Here is an 18,556-nt window from a genome sequence, read left to right as displayed (position 1 = left end):
AGCCTTCCTTATTCCCGATCTTTCAGCTTGTCTGAAAACTCGTGGGCATGATCCGGGCTGTGGTGTTTGCCATCAGCTGAGCGGCTCTGCTCCGCACCCAGCCACAGGCGCTCGAGATCGTAGAACTGACGGGCAGCGGCGGTCATCATGTGGACGATGACGTCGTTCAGGTCGAGCAGGACCCAGTCGCTGTCGCCCTTGCCTTCTTCGCCCAGCGGCTGCACGCCCTTGGCCTTGACCTGCTCGCGGACCTTTTCCAGCATCGCGCTGATCTGGCGGTTGGAGGTACCGGTGGCGATGATCATGTAATCGGTCAGGCTGTGCTTTTCACGCACGTCGATAACCTGGATGTCCTGGGCCTTGACGTCTTCCAGGGCGGATTTGGTCAGTTCGACCAGCTCTTCGGCGCTGACGGCGTTGTGTTTTTGCTTGGTCATATAAAACTCATTCAACTCAATAGTATGAGGCGCTTTTCAGCGCCCTCAGTTCGGCGCACGGTAAAGGTTGTGCGCATCGATGTAGGCCAGTACTGCGTCCGGCACCAGAAACCGCACCGACTTGCCGCTGGCCAGCAGCTGTCGGATCTGCGTGGCTGACACCGCAAGCGGCGTCTGCCAGACGAATGCAATATTCCCGGCAGGCCCTTCGAGGGCCTGCGGATCACTGACCGAGCGTGCGGCCAGCAGGTTGCGCAAGGCATCCGGCGGCTCGACGTCGGCATCCGGGCGTTGCAGCACCAGGATGTGACAATGTTGCAGCAATTCTTCCCAACGGTGCCAACCGGGCAGGCCGCAGAACGCGTCCCAGCCCAGCAGCAGAAACAGTTGCTCCGAGGCGGCCATTTCGGCGCGCATCAGCTCCAGCGTTTCAATGGTGTACGACGGCTTGTCGCGGGCAAGCTCGCGGGCATCGACCGACAGCGTTGGCACACCCTGTACGGCGCACCGGACCATCGCCAGACGGTCCTGGGCCGACACCTGCGGTGTGTCGCGGTGCGGCGGGCGGGCGTTAGGCATCAGCCGCAGCTCGTCCAGCGCCAGCACTTCAGCTACCTCCAGCGCACTGCGCAGGTGGCCGATGTGCACGGGGTCGAATGTCCCGCCGAGCACGCCGATGCGCCGGGCGGGCGACAGCGTCGAAACGTGGGCGGGCGGTTTGCGCTCGGCCAAGTCAGAGCGACTCCTGTCCGCGCAGTTGACCGTCGCCGATCACCACGTACTTCTCGCAGGTCAGGCCTTCCAGGCCAACCGGGCCGCGGGCGTGCAGCTTGTCGGTGGAAATACCGATCTCCGCGCCCAGGCCGTACTCGAAACCGTCGGCAAAGCAGGTCGGGGTGTTGATCATCACCGAGGACGAATCGACCTCGGCCATGAACTGGCGAGCCTGCGCCTGATGTTCGGTCACGATGGAATCGGTATGGTGCGAGCCATAGTGATTGATATGTTCGATGGCCTGGTCCAGGCCGTCGACCACGCGAATCGACAGAATCGCCGCGAGGTATTCAGTGTTCCAGTCCGCCTCGGTCGCCGGCACCGCCTCGATAATCTCGAGGGTGCGCTCGCAACCGCGCAGTTCGACACCTTTTTCCCGAAATTGACGGGCCATTTCCGGCAAGAACTCGGCCGCTACCGACTGATCGACCAGCAGGGTTTCCATCGCCCCGCAGATGCCGTAGCGGTAGGTCTTGGCGTTGAAGGCGATGCGCCGGGCCTTGTCCAGCTCTGCATGCTCGGCCACATAGACGTGGCAGATGCCGTCCAGGTGCTTGATCACCGGCACCCGCGCGTCGCGGCTGATGCGCTCGATCAGGCCCTTGCCGCCACGCGGCACGATGACATCGACAAACTCCGGCATGCTGATCAGCGCGCCGACCGCTTCGCGATCGGTGGTTTCCACCACTTGTACCACCGCCGCCGGCAAGCCGGCCTCGGCCAGCCCGCGCTGGATGCAGGCGGCAATAGCACGGTTGGAGTGGATGGCCTCGGAGCCGCCACGCAGGATGGTGGCGTTGCCGGACTTGAGGCACAGGCTGGCGGCGTCGATGGTCACGTTCGGACGCGACTCGTAAATGATGCCGATTACACCCAGCGGTACACGCATCTTGCCAACCTGGATACCCGATGGCCGGTAGCTCATGTCGCGGATCGCGCCGACCGGGTCCGGCAGGCTGGCCACCTGGCGCAGGCCGACAATCATGCCGTCGATGCGCGCCGGGGTCAGTGCCAGGCGCTCGAGCATGGCCGGTTCCAGGCCGTTGGCCCGGCCAGCGGCCAGGTCCAGCTCATTGGCGGCGGTCAGCTCTGCGCGGGCAGCGTCCAGCGCGTTGGCGGCGGCTTGCAGGGCGCGGTTCTTCTGCGCGGTGCTGGCACGGCCGATCACGCGCGACGCCGCGCGGGCAGCGCGACCCAGGCGGGTCATGTAGTCAAGAACGGACTCAGTCATGGGCTCAGTGGTCTTGGCGAAGGGGAAAATCGGATGATTATAACTGTCGCGTGGTCCCACGCCCAGCGGTGACAGGCGGATGGTCGAAAAGAGTGCTGATATTGGCCATTCAGGGTTGGTTAAGACAGAAATTGCTATCATCGCCCACCTGCCCACCCGCGAACCCCGCCAGCATGCCCGATTCTGCCCCCTGCCCGCTCAAGGCCCTGCCCGACAGTTTCTTCGACCGCGACGCCGGGGAACTGGCCAGGGCTCTGCTGGGCAAGGTCATCCGCCACCGTCACGGCCCGTACTGGCTGGCGGCGCGGATCATCGAGACCGAGGCCTACTACCTCACCGACAAGGGCAGCCACGCCTCGCTCGGCTACACCGAGAAACGCAAGGCGCTGTTCCTCGACGGCGGGCACATTTACATGTACTACGCCCGCGGCGGCGACTCGCTGAACTTCAGCGCCCACGGGCCGGGCAATGCTGTGCTGATCAAGTCGGCCTACCCCTTCGTCGACGCCCTTTCGGATGACAACAGCCTGGCGCAAATGCAACTGAACAACCCCGACGCCAGCGGCCAGGCGCGCCCGCCCGAGCGCCTGTGTGCCGGGCAGACCCTGCTGTGCAAGGCACTGGGCCTGAAAGTTCCGCATTGGGACGGCAAACGCTTCGATGCCGAGCAGCTGTTTGTCGAGGACTGCGGTATCAAAGTGAAACAAATTATCCAGACCACCCGCCTGGGGATTCCCCACGGCCGTGATGAACATCTGCCCTACCGGTTCGTCGACGCCGACTTCGCCCGCCATTGCACACGGAACCCGCTGCGCCGGGGCCAAGTCGAAGGCCGGGATTACTTCTTACTGACACAAGGAAACTGACACGATGGGCCCATGGCTCGACAGCCTGACCACTTGGCTCAGCGCCAACCCGCAATGGCTGGGATTGGCGATTTTTCTGGTGGCCTGCGTGGAATGCCTGGCAATAGCCGGGATCATCGTCCCCGGCACCGTCCTGTTGTTCGCCGTCGCGGTACTGGCTGGCAGCGGCGCCCTGACGCTGGGTGAAACCCTGCTGCTGGGCTTTGCCGGTGGCCTGCTCGGTGACGCGATCTCCTACACCCTGGGCCGGCGCTTTCACCAGAACATCCGCCGCTTGCCGCTGCTGCGCCATCATCCTGAATGGATCGGCAGCGCCGAGACCTATTTCCAGCGCTACGGTATCGCCAGCCTGCTGGTCGGGCGCTTCATCGGCCCGCTGCGGCCAATGCTGCCCATGGTCGCCGGCATGTTCGACATGCCGCTGCCACGCTTTATCGCGGTAAGCCTGATCGCCGGGGCCGGCTGGGCGGTGGCTTACCTGCTGCCAGGCTGGGCCACGGGAGCAGCCATGCGCCTGCCGCTGCCGGAAGGCTTCTGGCCACAGGCCGGAGTGGTCGTCGGCGGCCTGGCGGTGCTGATCGGCCTGAGCATCAACAGCAGCCTGCGCAGCATGCGCCGCGGCACCCGACTGATTGCCGGGATGAGCCTGCTGGCCCTGACCGGGCTGTTTTTCGGCTGGCCGTACCTGACCCAGTTCGACCAGGGCCTGATGACCCTGATCCAGGAAAACCGCAGTCGCGCCATCGACGGCACGGTGGTGCTGATCACCCGCCTCGGCGATTTCCGTACCCAGTTTTTCCTTGGCGGCCTGCTCACTGGCCTGCTGCTGCTGGCCCGGCAATGGCGCCCGGCGATTTTCGCCGGCAGCACCCTGATCGGCACGGCACTGGCCAACGGCAGCCTTAAATGGCTATTTGCCCGGGCCCGCCCGGAAGTACTGACCGATCCGCTGACCACCTATAGCATGCCCAGCGGCCACAGTTCGGCGTCGTTTGCGTTCTTTCTGGTGCTGGCAGTACTGGCCGGGCGCGGACAACCGCCGCGCATGCGCCTGACCTGGATCCTGCTGGGCTGCATTCCGGCGCTGTCGATCGCGCTGTCACGGGTCTATCTGGGCGCGCACTGGCCGACCGACATTCTCGCCGGCGCCATGCTCGCCTGCTGCGTGTGTGCCACCAGCCTGACCCTGACCCAGCAGCGTCAACCGCTCACGGCCCTGCCGCTGCGGGTGTGGTGGCTGATCCTGCCGGCGTGCGTCGCGCTGCTGGCATTCTTCGCCCTGCACGCGCTGCCCCACGCCCTGCTGCGCTACCAGTACTGAGGGCTCAGGCGAACAGCTCGCCCTGCAGCCGATCGAGCAGCGCCTGGATAGCCTCCAGGCGTTTGTGCGGCGAATCGATGGCCAACAGGTCGAGCTTGTCTTCTTCGACGAAGGGCAGCAGGTAGGCCAACTGATTGGCCAGTGCCTGCTGGCCCGTCACGGGTACCGGCATGCCCAAGGCTTCGACCATCGGGTGCTCGCCCAGCGCCTGCAGCAGCGCCAGCAAGTCGTGGTGGTCATCTTCCAGCGATTCATCGGCAAGTTCAGGCAGCCAGGACACATCAGCAACCAGCAACTGATCCTTCTGCACCTCGAACGGCCCGACGCGAAAGCGTCGGGTGCCCTCGACGCGAATACCCAGCAGGCCGTTGTCCTGCTGCTGGAAATCACGAATCAGCGCCTCGCAGCCGACCTGCGAGAAACCGCTCGGCGCACTGCCAACCTGCTCGCCTTCAAGAATGCACACCACACCAAAGCCGCCGCCCTGCTTCATGATGCGGCCGATCATGTCCAGGTAGCGCGCCTCGAATATCTGCAAATCGAGAAAGCAGCCTGGAAACAGCACGGTATTGAGCGGAAACAGGGGTAACGTCATTGCAACTCCTCAAGCAACCAGGCTAACCGCCAGGGGCAGGAACACCGCCGTGGCAACCCCCATCAGGCTCATCGCCAGGGCCGCGAAGGCCCCGCATTCTTCACTTTCCTGCAGCGCCACCGAAGTGCCCACCGCATGCGCGGTAACGCCGAGGGCCATGCCCCGCGCCTCGGGGCTGTGCACGCCACAGCGCGACAGCAGCGCCGGACCGAAAATCGCCCCGATCACCCCGGTGATCAGTACGAACACCGCCGCCAGCGCGGCCACGCCGCCAATCTGCTCGGCCACCAACATGGCAATCGGCGAAGTCACCGATTTTGGCGCCATGGTCATCAGGATCATGTGCTCGGCGCCGAACCACCAGCCCAGCAACAGGCAGGCGCCGGTGGCGAACACCCCTCCGATTACCAGCGTAGTAAAAGTCGGCCAGAACAGCTGGCGAATGCGCCGAAGGTTGAGGTAGAGCGGTACCGCCAGAGCCACGGTCGCCGGGCCCAGGAGGATGTTCATGATCTCGGTGCTTTTACGGTACTCGCTGTAGGTCAGGCCACAGGTGAGCAGTACGCCAATGACCACCAGCATCGACACCAGCACCGGTTGCAGGAAGATCCAGCGGGTCTTCTCATAGGCAGCCAGCACCAGTTGATAGGCGCCCAGGGTGATGCCGATGCCGAACAGCGGATGGTGAATGACGGCGTCGACGGCGCCGCTCCAGTCCAGGCTCATGGCTGCTCCTTGTGGGTGCCCTGGCGGGCCATCAGCTTGTGCATCAGCACACCGACAAACACCAGGGTGAGCAACGCCGACAGCACCAGGGCGCCGACGATGGCCCAGAAGTCCGCGGCAATATCCGCGGCATAGACCATCACCCCCACCGCCGGCGGTACCAGCAAGAGAGGCAGGTAGCGCAGCAGACTGTTGGCCGCCTCGCTCAGGGGCGCGCCCACTTCGCCGCGCAGCATCAGGAACACCAGCAGCAACAGCAGACCGATGATCGGCCCCGGAAGGATCGGCACGAACAGGTGATTGATCGCCGTCCCGAACAACTGGAACAGCACCAGCCAGGTCAAACCACGCAACAGCATAAGCATCTCCTTGAAGCCCGGCGGCCATTATAAGCACGCTAACGACCGGCTTATAAGCCGATATTCGCCGACTTGACCGCACCCTGCAGGCGTGCTGATCTTAGGTCTTCGAATCTGCCGAAGTCATAAGAAACCAAAGACAATCTGGAGAGTCACAATGCCCTATGTACCTGTTGCAGAGCTTTCGCAGTACGTTGGAAAGGAACTTGGACGTTCCGAATGGCTGACCATCGATCAACAACGCATCAACCTGTTTGCCGAGGCCACCGGCGACTTTCAGTTCATCCACGTCGACCCGGACAAGGCGGCAAAAACGCCATTTGGCAGCACCATCGCTCACGGTTTTCTGACCCTGTCGCTGATTCCCAAGTTGATGGAAGGCATTCTGGTTGTGCCTGAAGGCCTGAAGATGGCTGTCAACTATGGCCTGGACAGCGTGCGTTTCATCCAGCCGGTGAAGGTCGACAGCAAGGTGCGGCTCAAGGTCGACCTGACTGACGCCACCGAGAAGAAGCCCGGGCAATGGCTGCTCAAGGTCACCGCCACCCTGGAAATCGAAGGCCAGGAAAAACCTGCCTACATTGCCGAACCGCTGTCGCTCTGCTTCGTCTGAGCCAGGCAATGGGTGAAACCGTCCTGGCGACTGTTTCACCCGCCGCATTCTGCGGCATACTCGGGGCCTCACTCGTCCGGACCCCGCCATGCGCCCACTCGTTCCTCTTGCCCTGACCCTGCTACTGGCCGCTTGCGGTGACGGCGAGCCGTTGTCGCCACCCGATGCGCGCCTGCCCGATGGCGGCCGCTATCGAGGCGAGGTGGTCGATGGTCTGTTGCAAGGTGCCGGGCGCATCGACTACCCCAATGGCAGCTGGTATGAAGGCAACTTCCTCAATGGCCAATGGCACGGCCAGGGTGAATGGCACGGCAGCAATGGCGAGGTCTACCGGGGCCAGTTCCAGCAGGGCCTGTTCCACGGCCTGGGCACCCTGAAGACGCCGGGTAGCAGCTACACCGGCGGCTTCAAGCTTGGCCGCCGTGATGGCGAAGGCACCCTGAAAGAACCCGGCCTGCTCTACCGTGGCCAGTTCAAGGACGACCAGTACAACGGCGCCGGCCACCTTGAACTGGCTGACGGCAGCCAGTACCAGGGCCTGTTCGCCCGGGGCAAGCCCAACGGCGAAGGCATTCGCAGCGATGCCAGCGGCAACCAGTTCAGCGGCCATTTCGTCAACGGCCAGCTCGAAGGCAGCGGCACCTTCAACAGCGCCGAAGGCGATCAGTACATCGGCGCCTTTCACGACAACCGCCTGGAAGGGCGGGGTCGTTATGAAAACGTCGACGGCGACGTGTGGATCGGTCAGTTCAAGGACGGCTCGCTCAGCGGCAAGGGCGAACTGATCGGCAGTGACGGCAGCCACTACAAAGGTAATTTCAGCGACTGGCGCTTTTCCGGTAACGGCCGCCTGCAGTTGCCTGACGGCAGTGTCTATGTCGGCGGCTTCGAGAACGACACCTACCAGGGCAATGGCCGCCTGACCCTGGTCGACGGGCGCAGCGAAAGCGGCCTGTGGCTCAATGGCCAGCGCGTGCGCGACGAGCATGGCAAGCTGCTGCCCGACCCGCTGGAACTGGCACTGCTCAACCAGGGCAGCCTGCTTGACCAAGCGCTGACCAAGGTGCCGGCTTCGACCGCACAAATCGAACTCTACAGCCTGGCTCTGGGTGGCGATGGCAAGCAGAGCGTATTCCTGCGTGAAGCCGACTACGTCAGCAACATGCTCAAGAGCCGCTTCGGCGCGGTCGGCCAGGTCAGCCTGGTCAACCACCGCGACCACCTCGCCGACCGGCCCATGGCCACCCGCGAGAACCTCGCCCGCGCCGTGCGCACTTTGGCAGAGCGCAGCGGCCCGGAAGACCTGGTGTTCATCTATCTGACCAGCCACGGCAGCCATGAGCATGAACTGGTGCTCGACCAACCGCGCCTGCAACTGGCCGACCTGCCCGCCGATGCCCTGGCTGCCACCCTGGCGCCATTAAAAGACCGCGACAAGATCATTGTCATCTCGGCCTGTTATTCAGGGGGCTATATCGCTCCGCTCAAGGACGACAGGACCCTGATCATGACCGCTTCGCGCGCCGACCGGGTGTCGTTCGGCTGCTCGGAAGAGGCGGACTTCACCTACTTCGGCGACGCGCTGTTTGCCCAGGCCTTGAACCAGACCGACGACCTGCAACAAGCCTTTGAACGAGCCAGGGCCGCCGTCTCGGAGCGCGAGGCGATCGAAGGTTTCGATGCCTCCGAACCACAGATCTGGGCGCCCAAAGGCGTACTCGATCACTGGCAGCGCCTGCGCCAGCAACAAGCGCGCAAAGCCCTGCAAAGTGATACGGGCAAGCAACAGGCCGAGCATGCAAAAAATGCCGGTAACCACTAAGCTGACTGTATCAAGGGAGAGACATCATGTACTTGACGCCTCAGCATATCCTGCTTGCCGGAGCCACCGGTCTTACCGGTGAACACTTACTTGATCGGCTGCTCAACGAGCCCACCGTCAGCCGCGTATTGGCCCCAACCCGTCGTCCACTGGCCGAACACCCACACCTGGAAAACCCGGTGGGTGACCCGGCGGTGTTCCTCCCACAACTGGCAGGCCGCGTCGACATCGCCTTCTGCTGCCTGGGCACCACCATCAAGCAGGCCGGATCGGAGCCGGCCTTTCGCGCAGTCGACCTGGACATGGTCGTCGCCTTCGGCAAACGCGCCCGGGAGATGGGCGCGCGGCATTTGCTGGTGGTCAGCGCCCTGGGTGCTGACCGTAGATCGCCGATCTTCTACAACCGGGTCAAAGGCGAAATGGAGGCCGCATTGAAGGCCCAGGACTGGCCGCAACTGACCATTGCCCGGCCTTCGCTGCTGCTGGGCGATCGCGTCGAACCGCGGCTGTCGGAGAGGCTGGCCGGGCCACTGTCCAAGCTGATTCCAGGCAAGTATCGAGGGATCGAGGCATGCCAGCTGGCCCGAGCACTGTGGCGTCTGGCGCTGGAAGAGCAGGACGGGATTCGGATTGTCGAGTCCGATGAGTTGCGCAGGCTGGGCAAGTAGAACCTGGGGCTGCTTTGCAGCCCATCGCTGGCAACGCCAGCTCCCACAAGGATCTACATTCTCCCTGTGGGAGCCGGCGTTGCCGGCGATGAGGCCAGCCGCTACAACCCGCCAGTCGCCTGAAACCCAACCCCCAGCGCGGTCAATACCGACAGCGGCAACAGCAAGGTATCGAGCAAGGCACTGCCCGGCAGATCCAGCCCGGGATACTTCGGCGCCTCGGCACCGAAGCGGTCCATGGCGCAACAGCCACCCTGCATGGCATACAGATCCAGGCGCGTACCGGCATACACCAGCGGCGCACCCGGCTTGGCCGCGTCCAGGGTGCGCACGCTGGCGCAACCGCTAGCCACCAAGCACAGCGTCATCACGCCAAGCAGTCGCTTCATTCATCCGCGCCGAAATGATGCTCGCCCCAACGTGGCAGCATGTCCTGGGGAATGTTCAGCAGGTTGAGAATCCGCGCGACAACGAAGTCGATCAGGTCATCGATGGTCTGCGGCTGATGATAAAAGCCCGGCGCCGCCGGCAGGATCACCGCGCCCATGTTCGACAGCTTGAGCATGTTCTCCAGGTGAATGGTCGAGAATGGCGCTTCACGCGGCACCAGGATCAGCTGCCGACGCTCCTTCAAGGTGACATCCGCAGCCCGCTCGATGAGGTTGTTGCAGGCGCCGGTGGCGATCGCCGACAAGGTACCGGTAGAGCACGGCACCACCACCATCGCCGCCGGCGCGCCGGAGCCCGAGGCCACTGGCGACATCCAGTCTTCCTTGCCATACACGCGAATCTGCCCGGCCGCAGCGCCGGTGTATTCGGTGAGGAAGGCTTGCATGGCTTGCGGTTTGGCCGGCAGCAACACATCAGTCTCGGTGGCCATCACCAGTTGCGCGGCCTTGGAGATCAGAAAATGCACCTCGCGGTCTTCGCGCACCAGGCAATCGAGCAGGCGCAGCCCATACTGCGCCCCCGAAGCCCCGGTCATGGCCAGGGTGATGCGTTCCGGCCCGCTCATTTCAGGGCCTCGGCCAACTTGCCGTGCAGGCCGCCGAAGCCGCCGTTGCTCATGATCACCACCTGGGTGCCGGGCTTGGCCTGGCTCTTGACCCGTTCGATGATGGCTTCAAGGCTGTCGGCGACCACAGCGGGTACCTTGCATTCGGCAGCGGTGGCGGCCAGGTCCCAGCCCAGGTTCGGCGGTGCGTACCAGATAACCTGGTCGGCATCGTTGACGCTTTCCGGCAGGCCATCGCGGTGGGCACCGAGTTTCATCGAATTGGAACGCGGCTCGATCACGGCAATCAGCGGCGCATCGCCGATGCGCTTGCGCAGGCCGTCCAGAGTGGTGGCGATGGCGGTCGGGTGGTGGGCGAAATCATCATAGATGGTCACGCCTTGCACTTCAGCGACCTTTTCCATACGGCGTTTGACGCTCTTGAAAGCGCTCAACGCGGCAATGCCCATAGCTGGCACTACACCAACATGACGCGCGGCCGCCAGGGTGGCCAGGGCGTTGGCGACGTTGTGCTGACCGGTCAGCTCCCACTCGACCACGCCCTGGGTTTCGCCCTCGAAGCTGACCTCGAAACGCGAACCATCGGCGCTGAGCAGCTTGACCTGCCACTGCCCGCCCTCACCGGTGGTCTGCACCGGCGTCCAGCAACCCATCTTGATCACCCGCTCCAGAGCAGGCTCGGTGGTCGGATGAATCACCAGCCCTTCGCTCGGAATGGTCCGCACCAAGTGGTGGAACTGCCGCTCGATCGCTGCCAGGTCAGGGAAGATATCCGCATGATCGAACTCAAGGTTGTTGAGGATCGCGGTGCGCGGGCGGTAATGAACGAACTTCGAACGTTTGTCGAAGAAGGCGCTGTCGTACTCATCGGCCTCGACCACGAAGAACGGCGTGCCGCCCAAACGTGCCGATACCGAGAAATTCTGCGGCACGCCGCCGATCAAAAAGCCCGGGCTCATGCCGGCGTGCTCCAGCACCCAGGCGAGCATGCTGCTGGTGGTGGTCTTGCCATGGGTACCGGCAACCGCCAGCACCCAGCGGCCTTGCAGCACATGGTCGGCCAGCCACTGAGGCCCCGACACATACGGCAGGCCCTTGTTCAACACGTATTCCACTGCCGGGTTGCCCCGCGACAGGGCGTTGCCGATCACCACCAGGTCCGGTGCCGGGTCCAGCTGGGCGGCGTCATAGCCCTGGGTCAGTTCGATGCCCTGGGCTTGAAGCTGAGTGCTCATCGGTGGGTAGACGTTGGCATCGGAGCCGGTGACCCGATGGCCCAGCTCCTTGGCCAGGACGGCCAGCGAACCCATGAAAGTGCCGCAAATACCGAGAATATGAATGTGCATGATCGACCTCGCAAAACGTCGAGGCAGGGTAGCCTAGGGCGCGACAAATCGCATCCTGTGTTTCGCTCAGGCGTCCCGGGCGATGCCGTGTTTGCGAAGTTTTCGATACAAGGTATTGCGGCTGACCCCCAACTGCGCCGCGACATGGGTCATGTGCCAGCGTTGTTGCTCCAGCACCGTCAGCAAGGCATTGCGTTCGGCGCTGTCCAGCGGCGGAGCGGGGTTATCCACAGGCGGATTGCTTTTGATAAGGACCGGTGCCTGGCGCACCACGGCTGGCAGGTCGGCAAACTCGATGCGCCCGTCTTCGCACAGGGCCACCAAGGTGCGCAGGACGTTACGCAACTGGCGCACGTTGCCCGGCCAGTTGAAGTCGAGCAACGCCCGGCGCGCCGAAGGCTCAAGGGCAACCGTTTGCTCGCCGGCCTCTTCAGCCAGGATGAAATCGAGCAGCTGGGATTTGTCGCTACGCTCGCGCAAGGCCGGCAGGTCGATTTCCAGGCCGTTGAGGCGGTAGTAAAGGTCTTCCCGGAAACTGCCATCCTCGACCCGCTCCAGCAGGTTGCGGTGGCTGGCGCTGATGATGCGCACGTTGACCGCTTGTGGCTCGCCACCGATGGGCACCACCATGCGGTCTTCCAGTACCCGTAGCAAACGGGTCTGCAGAGCCAGTGGCATGTCGCCGATCTCGTCCAGCAGCAGCGTGCCGCCATCGGCCTGCTGCAACTTGCCGCGCATGCCTTCCTTGCGCGCGCCGGTAAAGCTGCCGCCGCGATAACCGAACAGTTCGCTCTCGATCAGGCTTTCAGGGATCGACGCACAGTTGAGAGCGACAAACGCCTTGCTGCTGCGTTGACTGGCCTGGTGCACGGCTTTGGCGAAAGCCTCCTTGCCGCAGCCGGTCTCGCCGCTGAGCAGCAACGGCACATCGCGCTCGAACACGCGTACGGCGCGGCGAAAGTCGTTCTGCAGGGCCGGATCGACCAGGCAGATGCCACCGGGCTGCGCGGTTTTGGCCGGAGCAACAAAGGGCGCCGCCGCAGGCACCACCGAACGCACCTGCCCGCGCACACTGGCGAACAACACGCGGCCATCCCGGGTGCGCAGCGGCCAGCTGGTGTTGGCCTGGGCGGTGGCGCGGCTGAACAGCTCGTCCTGGGCGCAATCGAAGAACATATCCACAGGCTTGCCAAGCACACCACCGCGGATGGTGCCCAACAGGTTCAAGGCGCTCTGGTTGACCGCACAGATTCGCCCGTCGCCATCAAAAGCCAGCAGCCCTTCACTGAACATCCCGACCGATTCGGCCTGCAGATGAAAGCGCAGGAGGAACTGGTTGTCGAAATAACGCAGGAAGTAACTGCTCTCGATCATCTTCGCCGAGAGGTTGACCAGCGCCATGGTGTGAAACTGGCTCTGGCGCGATACATCAGCCCGCGCCGACGACACATCGAGCACCGCCAGCAATTCACCGTGCGGGTCGAACACCGGGCTGGCCGAGCAGGTCAGCCCGGTATGGCGGCCACGAAAGTGCTCATCCTGATGAATGGTCACCGCCTGACGTTCGACCAGGCAGGTACCGATGCCATTGGTGCCTTCGCGCGCCTCGCTCCAGTCGGCACCGAGCCACAGCCCGGCGCGTTCGAAAATGCGTCGCTCGCTGGGCGCGGTGACGCAGTTGAGGATCACCCCACGGGCGTCGGTGAGCAGCACGGCATGGCCGGCGCCGGAAAGTTGCTGGTGCAGGCTGTTCATCTCGTTGCCGGCGATTTGCAGCACCTGTTGCAAGCGCTCGCGGCTTTCCAGCACGCGGCCGTGTTCGAGCACGGTCGGCGCCATGCTCTGGGCCGGGTCCAGGTGATAGTCCTCGAGGCAACGCAGCCAGGAACGGGCGATCGACGGGTCGCTACCGGGGCCCTGGGCCAGGGCCTTGCCCTGGGTCACGGTGAGTACTTGCCGGGCGTGCCGGCTGAGGTGATTGCTCTGCACTTTTTATTGTTCTCCGCAGACGAGATAGGCCCAGCATCCTCCACCCGTCGGCGCAATGCAATGCTGGCTTGACCGTAGGGTCACGCTTTGTGTCAGTAACGGTACAAAGTGTCACCCAGGCTGTACCGCAGCCGCTACAGCCCCTCGCCTGCGCCCCCGCAAAAACCTGCCAAGCCCTTGATTTAACTGGGCCCGGCCACACTGGCCCAACCCTTGCTCTATGCTTTACATCCTCCCCAACAAGCACAATAGCCAGGAGACACACCATGCGTTATGCACATCCCGGTACCGAAGGCGCCAAGGTTTCCTTCAAGAGCCGTTACGGGAACTACATCGGTGGCGAGTTCGTCGCTCCAGTCAAAGGCCAGTACTTCGAAAACACCTCGCCGGTGAACGGCCAACTGATTGCTGAATTCCCCCGCTCCTCTGCCGAAGACATCGAAAAAGCCCTGGATGCCGCCCATGCCGCCGCAGATGCCTGGGGCGCAACGTCGGTGCAGGCACGCTCGCTGATCCTGCTGAAAATCGCCGACCGTATCGAACAGAACCTCGAACTGCTGGCCATCACCGAAACCTGGGACAACGGCAAGGCTGTGCGCGAAACCCTCAACGCCGACATCCCGCTGGCTGCCGACCATTTCCGCTACTTCGCCGGCTGCCTGCGCGCCCAGGAAGGCAGCGCCGCCGAGATCGACGGCAACACCGTGGCCTACCACATCCATGAACCGCTGGGCGTGGTCGGGCAGATCATCCCCTGGAACTTCCCGATCCTGATGGCCGCGTGGAAACTCGCCCCGGCCCTGGCTGCCGGCAACTGCGTGGTACTCAAGCCCGCCGAGCAAACCCCGCTGGGCATCACGGTGCTGCTGGAAGTGATCGGCGACCTGCTGCCACCCGGCGTGCTCAACGTGGTGCAAGGCTACGGCCGTGAAGCCGGTGAAGCCTTGGCCACCAGCAAGCGCATCGCCAAGATCGCCTTCACCGGCTCCACCCCGGTCGGCTCGCACATCATGAAATGCGCCGCCGAGAACATCATCCCGTCCACCGTCGAGCTGGGCGGCAAGTCGCCGAACATCTTCTTCGAAGACATCATGCAGGCCGAACAGAGCTTCATCGAAAAAGCGGCTGAAGGCCTGGTGCTGGCGTTCTTCAACCAGGGCGAAGTGTGCACCTGCCCATCCCGCGCGCTGGTGCAGGAATCGATCTACCCGGCGTTCATGCAAGAGGTGATGAAGAAGATCAAGCAGATCAAGCGCGGCGACCCGCTGGACACCGACACCATGGTCGGCGCCCAGGCCTCCGAGCAACAGTTCGACAAGATCCTCTCGTACCTGGAAATCGCCGAGAAGGAAGGCGCCGAGCTGCTCACCGGCGGCAAAGTGGAAAAACTCGAAGGCAGCCTGTCGACCGGTTACTACATCCAGCCGACCCTGCTCAAGGGCACCAACAAGATGCGCGTGTTCCAGGAAGAAATCTTCGGGCCAGTGGTGAGCATCACCACCTTCAAGGACGAAGCCGAAGCCCTGGCGATTGCCAACGACACCGAGTTCGGCCTCGGCGCCGGTGTCTGGACCCGCGACATCAACCGCGCCTACCGCATGGGCCGCGGCATCAAGGCCGGCCGCGTATGGACCAACTGCTACCACCTGTACCCGGCCCACGCCGCGTTCGGTGGCTACAAGAAGTCCGGCGTCGGCCGTGAGACCCACAAAATGATGCTCGACCACTACCAGCAAACCAAGAACCTGCTGGTCAGCTACGACATCAACCCGCTGGGCTTCTTCTAAACGGGCAACAGGGCGGTCCCGACCCGGGGCCGCTCTGGCTCGCTTCCTGCAAGACCATCACCAGACAAACCGGCACCCGCCGGTATTGATAAAAAGAACAGGTGAACCCTATGCCAAGCGATCATACCGGCAGCGTGCCGGCAGGCTCTTCTGTCGACTTCGAAAAGGTCGGCTCCGATTACTTCCAACAACGTGAACTGAAAAAGGGCGCCGCCGGCTGGGTTTTGCTGGTGGGCCTGGGCGTCGCCTACGTGATTTCCGGCGACTACGCAGGCTGGAACTTCGGCCTGGCCCAGGGTGGCTGGGGTGGCATGTTCCTCGCCACCTTGCTGATGGCGACCATGTACCTGTGCATGTGTTTCTCGCTGGCTGAACTGTCGTCGATGATCCCCACCGCCGGTGGCGGCTACGGCTTTGCCCGCAGCGCATTCGGGCCCTGGGGCGGGTTTCTTACCGGTACGGCGATCCTCATCGAATACGCGATTGCCCCGGCGGCCATTGCCGTGTTCATCGGCGCCTATTGCCAGTCACTGTTCGGCATCGGCGGCTGGATGATCTACCTGGCCTTCTACATCATCTTCATCGGTATCCACATCTTCGGTGTCGGTGAAGCGCTCAAGCTGATGTTCATCATCACCGCCGTGGCTGCCATTGCCCTGGGCGTGTTCCTGGTGGCGATGGTCCCGCACTTCGACGTCAACAACCTGTTCGATATCGCCCAGACCGACGCTGTCGGCGCCAGCAGCTTCCTGCCGTTCGGCTATGTCGGGGTGTGGGCGGCGATCCCTTACGCCATTTGGTTCTTCCTCGCCGTCGAAGGCGTGCCGCTGGCCGCCGAAGAAACCAAGAACCCCAAACGCGACCTGCCCCGCGGCCTGATCGGCGCCATGCTGGTATTGCTGGCCTTCGCCCTGCTGATCCTAGTGGTCGGCCCTGGCGGCGCCGGTGCCGAAGCGCTGAAAGCCTCCGGCAACCCGCTGGTTGAAGCGCTGTCGAAAGCCTACGGCGGATCGACCTGGATGGGCGGCTTCGTCAACCTGGTGGGCCTGGCCGGCCTGATCGCCAGCTTCTTCTCGATCATCTACGCCTATTCGCGGCAGATCTTTGCCTTGTCGCGTGCCGGCTACCTGCCGCGCAAGTTGTCGGAAACCAACAAGAGCAAGGCCCCGGTGCTGGCCCTGGTAATCCCCGGGATCATCGGCTTCGCCCTGTCGCTGACCGGCCAGGGTGACCTGCTGATCCTGGTCGCGGTGTTCGGCGCTACGCTGTCTTATGTACTGATGATGGCTGCGCACATCACCTTGCGCATCCGCCGGCCGAAAATGGAGCGTCCTTATCGTACCCCTGGCGGTATCTTCACTTCGGGCGTGGCCCTGGTGCTGGCCTGCATCGCCGTGGTGGCGGGTTTCCTGGTCGACCCACGGGTAGTGATTGGCGCCGCAGTGATTTATGCGGTATTGATTGCCTACTTTGCTTTCTACAGCCGGCACCACCTGGTCGCCGGGACCCCGGAAGAAGAATTCGCCGCGATCCAGAAGGCCGAAGAGGCCCTGCACTGATCAACGCCACCTACGCCGCAGGCCAGCCCTGCGGCGTTCTGGAGATTCTGTATGGCAAGTTTTGTACACACGGCAGGCAACCAGACCTACCGTTTCGACAGCCTGAAAGAAGTCATGGCCAAAGCCAGCCCGGCGCGCTCGGGGGACTTTCTCGCCGGTGTCGCCGCCAGCAACGATGGCGAACGGGTGGCGGCGCAGATGGCCCTGGCCGATATCCCGCTCAAGCACTTTCTGACTGAAGCACTGATCCCTTACGAAGACGATGAAGTCACCCGGCTGATCATCGACACCCATGATGCCAATGCCTTCGCCGCCGTCAGTCACCTGACCGTCGGCGGTCTGCGCGACTGGCTGCTCAGCGAGGCCGCCGACGAAGACAGCCTGCGCGCCCTCGCCCCGGGCCTGACCCCGGAAATGGCCGCGGCAGTCTCAAAGATCATGCGTGTGCAGGACCTGGTGCTGGTGGCGCAGAAGATCCGCGTGGTCACCCGCTTTCGCGGCACCATGGGCCTGCGCGGGCGCCTGTCGACCCGCCTGCAGCCCAACCACCCCACCGACGAGCCGGCCGGCATTGCCGCGAGCATCCTCGACGGCCTGCTCTACGGCAACGGCGATGCCATGATCGGCATCAACCCGGCCACCGACAGCATCGCCTCGATCTGCGCGCTGCTGGAAATGCTCGACGCCATCATCCAGCGCTATGACATCCCGACCCAGGCCTGCGTGCTCACCCACGTCACCACCTCGATTGAGGCGATCAACCGTGGCGTACCGCTGGACCTGGTGTTCCAGTCGATCGCCGGCACTGAAGCGGCCAACGCCAGCTTCGGCATCAACCTCAATGTGCTCAAGGAGGGCTACGACGCCGGCCTGAGCCTCAACCGCGGCACCCTCGGGCAGAACCTGATGTACTTCGAGACCGGCCAGGGCAGCGCCCTGTCGGCCAATGCCCACCATGGCGTCGACCAGCAGACCTGCGAAACCCGCGCCTACGCCGTGGCCCGGCACTTCAAGCCGTTCCTGGTCAATACCGTGGTCGGCTTCATCGGCCCCGAGTACCTGTACAACGGCAAACAGATCATCCGCGCCGGCCTTGAGGATCACTTCTGCGGCAAGCTGCTCGGCGTGCCCATGGGTTGCGACATCTGCTACACCAACCATGCCGAAGCCGACCAGGACGACATGGACATGCTCCTGACCCTGCTGGGTGTTGCCGGAATCAACTTCATCATGGGCATCCCCGGCTCCGACGACATCATGCTCAACTACCAGACCACCTCGTTCCACGATGCGCTCTACGCCCGGCAAACCCTGGGCCTGAAACCTGCGCCGGAGTTCGAGGGTTGGCTGGCGCGCATGGGCATCTTCACCCAGGCCGACGGCCGGGTGCGTTTCGGTGACAACCTGCCACCGGCCTTCCGCCAGGCCCTGGCGCAACTGGGATAAGC

General features: G+C 63.5%; 18 protein-coding genes. 8 read left to right on the top strand and 10 right to left on the bottom strand.

Features of this window, described 5'->3' with window-relative positions; translation table 11 throughout:
* Positions 1-8 precede the first annotated feature (8 nt).
* Genes rsfS through JV241A_RS02690 form a run of 3 tightly spaced genes read right to left on the bottom strand, consistent with a single transcriptional unit; the run spans position 9 to position 2,442 of the window.
* Positions 9-437: a ribosome silencing factor gene (gene rsfS / locus JV241A_RS02700; protein WP_115085156.1), complete on the bottom strand. Its 429-nt coding sequence runs from the start codon at positions 435-437 to the stop codon at positions 9-11.
* A 45-nt stretch (positions 438-482) separates the two neighbouring features.
* Positions 483-1,133 carry a nicotinate-nucleotide adenylyltransferase gene (gene nadD / locus JV241A_RS02695; protein ID WP_166675637.1) on the bottom strand — a complete coding sequence of 217 codons (651 nt, stop codon included), beginning with the start codon at positions 1,131-1,133 and terminating at the stop codon, positions 483-485.
* Between the two features lie 37 nt (positions 1,134-1,170).
* Complete coding sequence (locus JV241A_RS02690; protein ID WP_115085154.1) at positions 1,171-2,442, bottom strand: glutamate-5-semialdehyde dehydrogenase; 1,272 nt, start codon at positions 2,440-2,442, stop codon at positions 1,171-1,173.
* 173 nt (positions 2,443-2,615) lie between these two features.
* Here JV241A_RS02690 and JV241A_RS02685 point away from each other — a divergent pair, with 173 nt between their 5' ends.
* Positions 2,616-3,308 (top strand): DNA-3-methyladenine glycosylase, encoded by a 693-nt coding sequence (locus JV241A_RS02685; protein WP_115085153.1) that lies wholly within the window; start codon positions 2,616-2,618, stop codon positions 3,306-3,308.
* Positions 3,309-3,312: 4 nt separating this feature from the next.
* Entirely contained in the window at positions 3,313-4,629 is a 1,317-nt protein-coding gene (locus JV241A_RS02680) for a bifunctional DedA family/phosphatase PAP2 family protein (RefSeq protein WP_134061319.1), read from the top strand.
* Between the two features lie 4 nt (positions 4,630-4,633).
* On the opposite strand, the gene JV241A_RS02675 is transcribed toward JV241A_RS02680, so the two are convergent.
* Genes JV241A_RS02675 through JV241A_RS02665 form a run of 3 tightly spaced genes read right to left on the bottom strand, consistent with a single transcriptional unit; the run spans position 4,634 to position 6,309 of the window.
* A complete protein-coding gene (locus tag JV241A_RS02675) occupies positions 4,634-5,224 on the bottom strand; it encodes an LON peptidase substrate-binding domain-containing protein (protein WP_134061318.1) in 591 nt (196 codons plus the stop codon).
* Positions 5,225-5,233: 9 nt separating this feature from the next.
* Positions 5,234-5,944 carry an LrgB family protein gene (locus JV241A_RS02670; protein WP_177414823.1) on the bottom strand — a complete coding sequence of 237 codons (711 nt, stop codon included), beginning with the start codon at positions 5,942-5,944 and terminating at the stop codon, positions 5,234-5,236.
* A 2-nt stretch (positions 5,945-5,946) separates the two neighbouring features.
* A complete protein-coding gene (locus tag JV241A_RS02665) occupies positions 5,947-6,309 on the bottom strand; it encodes a CidA/LrgA family protein (RefSeq protein WP_115085149.1) in 363 nt (120 codons plus the stop codon).
* Positions 6,310-6,466: 157 nt separating this feature from the next.
* Between JV241A_RS02665 and JV241A_RS02660 the strand changes: the two genes are divergently transcribed.
* The 3 genes from JV241A_RS02660 (at position 6,467) to JV241A_RS02650 (ending at position 9,412) form a co-directional block, all read left to right on the top strand.
* A complete protein-coding gene (locus tag JV241A_RS02660; protein WP_115085148.1) occupies positions 6,467-6,922 on the top strand; it encodes a MaoC family dehydratase in 456 nt (151 codons plus the stop codon).
* Positions 6,923-7,010: 88 nt separating this feature from the next.
* Positions 7,011-8,744, top strand: a complete 1,734-nt coding sequence (locus JV241A_RS02655) for a C13 family peptidase (protein WP_134061317.1) — start codon at positions 7,011-7,013, stop codon at positions 8,742-8,744.
* A gap of 26 nt (positions 8,745-8,770) precedes the next feature.
* Positions 8,771-9,412, top strand: coding sequence for an oxidoreductase (locus JV241A_RS02650; RefSeq protein WP_115085146.1), 642 nt, complete (start codon positions 8,771-8,773; stop codon positions 9,410-9,412).
* A gap of 101 nt (positions 9,413-9,513) precedes the next feature.
* On the opposite strand, the gene JV241A_RS02645 is transcribed toward JV241A_RS02650, so the two are convergent.
* The 4 genes from JV241A_RS02645 to JV241A_RS02630 all read right to left on the bottom strand — a co-directional run bounded on the left by JV241A_RS02645 (position 9,514) and on the right by JV241A_RS02630 (position 13,762).
* The gene (locus tag JV241A_RS02645; protein ID WP_115085145.1) at positions 9,514-9,801 is read right to left on the bottom strand and encodes a YceK/YidQ family lipoprotein; all 288 of its coding nucleotides are present in this window, start codon (positions 9,799-9,801) and stop codon (positions 9,514-9,516) included.
* The gene (gene ubiX / locus JV241A_RS02640) at positions 9,798-10,427 is read right to left on the bottom strand and encodes a flavin prenyltransferase UbiX (RefSeq protein WP_115085144.1); all 630 of its coding nucleotides are present in this window, start codon (positions 10,425-10,427) and stop codon (positions 9,798-9,800) included. The genes JV241A_RS02645 and ubiX overlap by 4 nt, the downstream gene beginning before the upstream one ends.
* Positions 10,424-11,773: a UDP-N-acetylmuramate:L-alanyl-gamma-D-glutamyl-meso-diaminopimelate ligase gene (gene mpl, locus JV241A_RS02635; RefSeq protein WP_010222881.1), complete on the bottom strand. Its 1,350-nt coding sequence runs from the start codon at positions 11,771-11,773 to the stop codon at positions 10,424-10,426. The genes ubiX and mpl overlap by 4 nt, the downstream gene beginning before the upstream one ends.
* 66 nt (positions 11,774-11,839) lie before the next feature.
* Positions 11,840-13,762, bottom strand: coding sequence for a sigma-54-dependent Fis family transcriptional regulator (locus tag JV241A_RS02630; protein WP_134061316.1), 1,923 nt, complete (start codon positions 13,760-13,762; stop codon positions 11,840-11,842).
* Positions 13,763-14,028: 266 nt separating this feature from the next.
* Between JV241A_RS02630 and JV241A_RS02625 the strand changes: the two genes are divergently transcribed.
* The 3 genes from JV241A_RS02625 (at position 14,029) to JV241A_RS02615 (ending at position 18,554) form a co-directional block, all read left to right on the top strand.
* Positions 14,029-15,549 carry an aldehyde dehydrogenase family protein gene (locus JV241A_RS02625; RefSeq protein ID WP_115085141.1) on the top strand — a complete coding sequence of 507 codons (1,521 nt, stop codon included), beginning with the start codon at positions 14,029-14,031 and terminating at the stop codon, positions 15,547-15,549.
* Positions 15,550-15,659: 110 nt separating this feature from the next.
* Positions 15,660-17,108: an ethanolamine permease gene (eat, locus tag JV241A_RS02620; RefSeq protein WP_134061315.1), complete on the top strand. Its 1,449-nt coding sequence runs from the start codon at positions 15,660-15,662 to the stop codon at positions 17,106-17,108.
* A 51-nt stretch (positions 17,109-17,159) separates the two neighbouring features.
* Positions 17,160-18,554 carry an ethanolamine ammonia-lyase subunit EutB gene (locus tag JV241A_RS02615; protein WP_115085139.1) on the top strand — a complete coding sequence of 465 codons (1,395 nt, stop codon included), beginning with the start codon at positions 17,160-17,162 and terminating at the stop codon, positions 18,552-18,554.
* The last annotated feature ends 2 nt before the right edge of the window (positions 18,555-18,556 follow it).

The sequence above is a fragment of the Pseudomonas sp. JV241A genome (assembly GCF_900275665.1).
Classification (GTDB): Bacteria; Pseudomonadota; Gammaproteobacteria; order Pseudomonadales; family Pseudomonadaceae; genus Aquipseudomonas; species Aquipseudomonas wadenswilerensis.
The sequence above is the reverse complement of the archived record's forward strand: the minus strand, read 5'-3'. Positions and strand labels throughout refer to the sequence as shown.

Excerpts from the sequence above, each read along its gene's own strand:
- rsfS (WP_115085156.1), bottom strand. The coding sequence starts at position 437 with ATGACCAAGCAAAAACACAACGCCGTCAGCGCCGAAGAGCTGGTCGAA.
- JV241A_RS02690 (WP_115085154.1), bottom strand. The coding sequence starts at position 2,442 with ATGACTGAGTCCGTTCTTGACTACATGACCCGCCTGGGTCGCGCTGCC.
- JV241A_RS02685 (WP_115085153.1), top strand. The coding sequence starts at position 2,616 with ATGCCCGATTCTGCCCCCTGCCCGCTCAAGGCCCTGCCCGACAGTTTC.
- JV241A_RS02680 (WP_134061319.1), top strand. The coding sequence starts at position 3,313 with ATGGGCCCATGGCTCGACAGCCTGACCACTTGGCTCAGCGCCAACCCG.
- JV241A_RS02675 (WP_134061318.1), bottom strand. The coding sequence starts at position 5,224 with ATGACGTTACCCCTGTTTCCGCTCAATACCGTGCTGTTTCCAGGCTGC.
- JV241A_RS02665 (WP_115085149.1), bottom strand. The coding sequence starts at position 6,309 with ATGCTGTTGCGTGGTTTGACCTGGCTGGTGCTGTTCCAGTTGTTCGGG.
- JV241A_RS02660 (WP_115085148.1), top strand. The coding sequence starts at position 6,467 with ATGCCCTATGTACCTGTTGCAGAGCTTTCGCAGTACGTTGGAAAGGAA.
- JV241A_RS02655 (WP_134061317.1), top strand. The coding sequence starts at position 7,011 with ATGCGCCCACTCGTTCCTCTTGCCCTGACCCTGCTACTGGCCGCTTGC.
- JV241A_RS02650 (WP_115085146.1), top strand. The coding sequence starts at position 8,771 with ATGTACTTGACGCCTCAGCATATCCTGCTTGCCGGAGCCACCGGTCTT.
- JV241A_RS02645 (WP_115085145.1), bottom strand. The coding sequence starts at position 9,801 with ATGAAGCGACTGCTTGGCGTGATGACGCTGTGCTTGGTGGCTAGCGGT.
- ubiX (WP_115085144.1), bottom strand. The coding sequence starts at position 10,427 with ATGAGCGGGCCGGAACGCATCACCCTGGCCATGACCGGGGCTTCGGGG.
- mpl (WP_010222881.1), bottom strand. The coding sequence starts at position 11,773 with ATGCACATTCATATTCTCGGTATTTGCGGCACTTTCATGGGTTCGCTG.
- JV241A_RS02625 (WP_115085141.1), top strand. The coding sequence starts at position 14,029 with ATGCGTTATGCACATCCCGGTACCGAAGGCGCCAAGGTTTCCTTCAAG.
- eat (WP_134061315.1), top strand. The coding sequence starts at position 15,660 with ATGCCAAGCGATCATACCGGCAGCGTGCCGGCAGGCTCTTCTGTCGAC.
- JV241A_RS02615 (WP_115085139.1), top strand. The coding sequence starts at position 17,160 with ATGGCAAGTTTTGTACACACGGCAGGCAACCAGACCTACCGTTTCGAC.